Raw genomic sequence first — 1370 nt, forward strand, 5'->3', positions numbered from 1 at the left:
TCTTCTTATTTCTTGGAGTTAAACGCTTCTGTTCCAGCCTCTTTTTATCTGTCTTTCACTAATGATCAGTTGTAGATAAGCAAGTTGCTTTTTCTTACATCATACCGCCCATCAAGACAAACGTTTTTAGCTTGTACGTACTGGACAAAAATCCCATTATATCAAGAAAAAACAACGTTGATAATACTTAAAATTATTAGGCTAGAACGGACTAGTAAGAGTTTTTTGCCCCTTTTTTGCCCCTCAAATATCGCTTTACAGTCAGAACATAAGTTCGTATAATCGTTTTGAGGTGATTTTTATGATGGAAGACTTTATTAGAAAAAATATCAGTGATGAATATGCAGATTTTTATGAGCAAAGCAGCAAAAAAGATAAATTCCAGATGGATGTTTCAATTTTAGCTATATTAGCTTTTTCCGAAAATAACCAACCTGTAACTGCAAAAAAAGAAACAGTATTCTCTGAAGGCAAAATAAAAACTCGATATATATTAGAGGTAGAAACTAAGTTTAAAAATAGATCGGAGTAATGGTTATGCTTTTTAATGAGACACAATTATGGTTTAAATTTGATCCTTCGAATAGATTTGTCAAAGATTTTTATAAGGTGTGGGATTCAGAAGTTTTCTTTTTAGCAATCGAAGATAGCTTATTAATCAATCTCTACTATTCTAATAAGAACTACTTTAAAATCCCTGCTGCGAAAACGAGAATGAAGAAAGACGTATATTTTTTGTTTGATATCGTGACTGACGTGCCAGACGCTCGAAGCGATCATCGGCGTTATGACTATATAAAGTATACTTTCGTTGATCCAGAAAGGTATAAAGATTAAAGTAGGCTACCTAAAAAGGTAGCCCGGAACGGATTTTATCACCATACTTATAAAAGGAAATATTTTTAAGTTAGTATTAAGATTGTGTAATATGATGATATCTATATTTTATAGTATCAGTGCTATAAAATCAAAAATGAGTCACTAATTAACTACCACTCCAATTATAAGCCTTTTTTCTCACTTTTTTTCAAAAATATGGTATGCTTTTTAATGGCTTCAAATATAAAAGAGTTTAAAGCGTAATACACTTATGGGGGAGTGGTTTTTGGGGAACGCTTTAAACTCTTCTTTATTATTATCTCACAATTTAACCCAAATGTCTTTCCATTTAAAAATCAAAGTAAAACTTTTCAAATATACAGAAGTATAACTATGTGAAACATCCTTTCATTAATCCATAAAAGGATACATAAAAAAGCCACTCAAATGAGTGGCAATGAAGAAAAGCTTTAGCTTGTATAATACTCTTCAAAAAATTCTAACACAGAACGATTCAATTGGCTACATTAATGTACCCTGTAGGACTCGAG

At 31.2% G+C, this 1370-nt stretch carries 2 protein-coding genes; both read left to right on the forward strand.

Annotated features, from left to right (window positions below; all coding sequences use genetic code 11):
• The first annotated feature begins 301 nt into the window (after positions 1–301).
• Positions 302–532: a hypothetical protein gene (locus tag RG571_RS11960; RefSeq protein ID WP_058138521.1), complete on the forward strand. Its 231-nt coding sequence runs from the start codon at positions 302–304 to the stop codon at positions 530–532.
• A 5-nt stretch (positions 533–537) separates the two neighbouring features.
• A complete protein-coding gene (locus RG571_RS11965; protein WP_002337498.1) occupies positions 538–837 on the forward strand; it encodes a DUF5960 family protein in 300 nt (99 codons plus the stop codon).
• Positions 838–1370 lie beyond the last annotated feature (533 nt).

Origin of the sequence: Enterococcus sp. FR204 (genome assembly GCF_031143325.1) — a bacterium.
In the GTDB taxonomy this organism is placed as follows: domain Bacteria; phylum Bacillota; class Bacilli; order Lactobacillales; family Enterococcaceae; genus Enterococcus_B; species Enterococcus_B faecium.